This window comes from Methylophaga sp. UBA1464 (assembly GCF_002325665.1).
Taxonomy (GTDB): Bacteria; Pseudomonadota; Gammaproteobacteria; order Nitrosococcales; family Methylophagaceae; genus Methylophaga.
Genome location: NZ_DCSO01000083.1, coordinates 2687 through 5781, shown reverse-complemented (window position 1 = coordinate 5781; position 3095 = coordinate 2687). Strand labels below are relative to the sequence as shown.

Annotated in this window: 5 protein-coding genes; 4 read left to right on the top strand and 1 reads right to left on the bottom strand. The window is 44.2% G+C overall.

Annotated elements, in window-relative coordinates:
- The 4 genes from nqrF to cysK all read left to right on the top strand — a co-directional run.
- Positions 1–582: NADH:ubiquinone reductase (Na(+)-transporting) subunit F (nqrF, locus tag B3O33_RS10460; RefSeq protein WP_292363554.1), on the top strand; the 582-nt coding region annotated here is incomplete at its 5' end.
- A gap of 1 nt (position 583) precedes the next feature.
- Positions 584–787 carry a (Na+)-NQR maturation NqrM gene (nqrM, locus tag B3O33_RS10455; protein WP_292361919.1) on the top strand — a complete coding sequence of 68 codons (204 nt, stop codon included), beginning with the start codon at positions 584–586 and terminating at the stop codon, positions 785–787.
- Positions 788–807: 20 nt separating this feature from the next.
- On the top strand, positions 808–1272 hold the full coding sequence (locus tag B3O33_RS10450) for a CBS domain-containing protein (RefSeq protein ID WP_292361918.1): 465 nt from the start codon (positions 808–810) through the stop codon (positions 1270–1272).
- Positions 1273–1411: 139 nt separating this feature from the next.
- Positions 1412–2368, top strand: coding sequence for a cysteine synthase A (gene cysK, locus B3O33_RS10445; protein ID WP_292361917.1), 957 nt, complete (start codon positions 1412–1414; stop codon positions 2366–2368).
- A gap of 10 nt (positions 2369–2378) precedes the next feature.
- Here cysK and B3O33_RS10440 read toward each other — a convergent pair.
- Positions 2379–3095, bottom strand: a 717-nt coding sequence (locus tag B3O33_RS10440) for an alpha/beta hydrolase (RefSeq protein ID WP_349676316.1), incomplete at its 5' end; no start/stop codon positions are given.

Below are 3095 nucleotides of genomic sequence, written 5' to 3'. Positions count from 1 at the left end.
AACTATCCGGAAGAAAAAGGCATTGTAATGCTGAACGTACGGATTGCATCACCACCGCCTAATGCTGATGATGTGCCACCGGGAATCATGTCTTCATACATTTTTGATCTCAAAGCTGGTGATAAAGTCACTATTTCCGGTCCATTTGGTGAGTTTTTTGCCAAAGATACGGATAAAGAAATGGTATTCATTGGTGGTGGTGCCGGTATGGCGCCAATGCGTTCACACATCTTTGATCAGCTGCGCCGTTTGAAATCTAAACGTAAAATGACTTTCTGGTATGGTGCCCGCAGTCTGCGTGAGATGTTTTATACCGAAGATTTTGACGAGCTGGCCGCTGAAAATGATAATTTCACCTGGCATGTCGCTTTATCTGATGCATTGCCGGAAGATAACTGGACTGGCTACACCGGGTTTATTCACAATGTTATTTATGAAAACTATCTGAAAGATCATCCGGCTCCAGAAGATTGCGAATATTACATGTGCGGCCCACCGATGATGAACGCAGCCGTCATCAAAATGCTCGAAGATTTAGGTGTTGAACCTGAAAACATCATGCTTGATGATTTTGGAGGCTAATATGAATACTTTCCTCGCCACATTTTTTATTCTTCTGTTGGCTGTTATAGCCATGGCTATAGGTGTAATTTTTGGCCGTTCAGCAATAAAAGGTAGTTGTGGTGGTTTGAATCAGGTTGGACTGTCAGGAAGTTGTGGTGGTGCCTGCTCAATCCAGGAAAAAGAAGAGTGTGAAGCCCGGAAACGGGAAAAACAACAAAACTAATCAGCATCAGGGAGTAGTCCATGCTTGCATCACTCAAAGTAAAAGATCATATGAATGGCACCAAGATCACCTTCACTCCTGATATGGATGTGTTGCGGGCGATTCATCAGCTGATTGAGTTGAAAATTTCCGGGGCACCGGTAGTGGATCATCATGGCAACCTGATTGGTTTTCTCTCTGAAAAAGACTGTATGCAAGTCGCCCTTAATGCTGCTTATCAGGGCGAATCGGCCGGCAAAGTCGAAGAATATATGCATAATAAAGTTGAAACCATTGATTTTGAAGCTTCCATCATTGAGGTTGCCGAGAAATTTTTACAAACCGCTTACAAATGTTTGCCAGTGATCAAAGAAAATCGCTTAGTTGGTTCAATTACCCGACAAAATATTTTGAAGGCACTTGAGCTGACATCTAACCCGGATAGCAAACAGCCGGCAAAACAATCCACCAAACAAAATATTCATGTAAGCAATAATGTTTCCTGACATTTAGCTGGACTTCGCTACTAACAGCCGCCATGCGGCTGTTTTTGTTTATAGCTGTTGTTAGACGACCAGTGGATTTTTTTGCATCAACAATTTAGTGTAAGCTTTGGATTAATTTAACCAGACCGACAGAGAAATTATGATCTATAACAGCATCCTCGACACTATCGGTAATACACCTATTGTTAAACTTAATAATATTGCTCCTGAGCACGTCGAAATGTACGTCAAAGTGGAAGCATTCAATCCGATGGCTTCGGTTAAGGATCGCCTTGCATTTGCCGTAATCGATGACGCTGAAAAACGTGGTGTATTAAAACCTGGACAAACTGTCGTTGAAGCAACATCGGGTAATACCGGCATTGCCCTGGCAATGGTCTGCGCAGCGAAAGGTTATCCATTTGTTGCCACGATGGTTGAAACCTTCTCCATTGAACGCCGGAAAATTATGCGGGCACTCGGTGCCAAAGTTATCCTCACTCCCGCAGCGGAAAAAGGGACAGGAATGGTGAAAAAAGCCGAGGAACTTGCTGAAAAACATGGCTGGTTTCTCGCAAGACAATTCGAAAATCCTGCTAATCCAGCTTTTCATCGAAATACTACCGGCCCTGAAATTCTTCGCGATTTTGCCGGTAAAAGGCTCGATTACTGGGTCTCAGGCTGGGGAACTGGCGGCACGTTAACCGGGGCTGGTGAAATGATAAAACTTGCCAGACCTGATACCAAAATTGTCGCCACTGAACCAGCTGCGGCATCGATGCTGGCAGGAGATGACTGGCATCCCCATAAGATTCAGGGCTGGACACCAGACTTCATTCCAGATGTATTAAATCGCGATGTTTATGACGAGTTATACCCTGTTACTGATGAAGAATCCAAAAGCTGGGCATTAAGGTTAGCCAGTGAAGAAGGAATCTTCTGTGGTTTATCTTGTGGCGGCACTGTGGCAGCCGCAATGAAAGTCGCTGAAAATGCAGAACCAGGTTCGGTTATTCTCGCAATGCTACCCGATACTGGCGAACGCTATCTATCAACTTATTTATTTGAAGGCATGAATGAAGGTTCCGATGATGAATGGCTGGCCAGCCTTGGCTAGCCATTCCAGTCTAATCCGTCAGTACCGCAGCGATAGCCACCGACCAGCAGCACGTATGATCAGCTCCTCCCACCAGATAGCTTTTTACTTTTTCACGTGATTTGAATTTCGACAGATAAGACATTAATACCGACCCGGGTACCACAAAATCATGATCGCCTATCAAATGTATCTGGGGTACTGCCTCTAATGCTGAGCTGTAATCAACTGGGTTTAATGAACCCGACAGAGGTGCTGAATCATTAAATTCGCTCCACCACTTATGATCAAGGTTGCCAGCAACGGTCACTAATAGTGCAACATCGCTCCTTTTTGATGCAATAATCGATGCGATTGCTCCCCCTCCGGAATACCCTACCAAACGTATTTGACTCGCTTGATACTGCTGTTTCATTATAGAAATTGCCATATCCATCGAATCCACTACGGCTTGAGAATATCGATGTGAAGTCCACAGCTCACGGTTACACGAGTTAAATCGGGTAGCTTTCAGATATTGACAGGGACGTCCTATATAGACACTGTCTCCTCGGGTTTCCTGCGCCAGCCTTAATGCCACGCCGGGTTCTCCATCACCTTCAATAAAAATATTAAGTATTTCAGCTTGCTTTAACTCTGGTGGTGCAAAGCCGATCATGATATGTGAACCGCCAGAAAGAATCAGACGATTCCATGTAGATATTTCATTCGCTTGTACTGAAAATGACAATACAAAAAGAAGCATGAA

Bases quoted from the DNA above. Each gene is read 5' to 3' on its own strand.
- nqrM (WP_292361919.1), top strand. From the start codon at position 584: ATGAATACTTTCCTCGCCACATTTTTTATTCTTCTGTTGGCTGTTATA.
- B3O33_RS10450 (WP_292361918.1), top strand. From the start codon at position 808: ATGCTTGCATCACTCAAAGTAAAAGATCATATGAATGGCACCAAGATC.
- cysK (WP_292361917.1), top strand. From the start codon at position 1,412: ATGATCTATAACAGCATCCTCGACACTATCGGTAATACACCTATTGTT.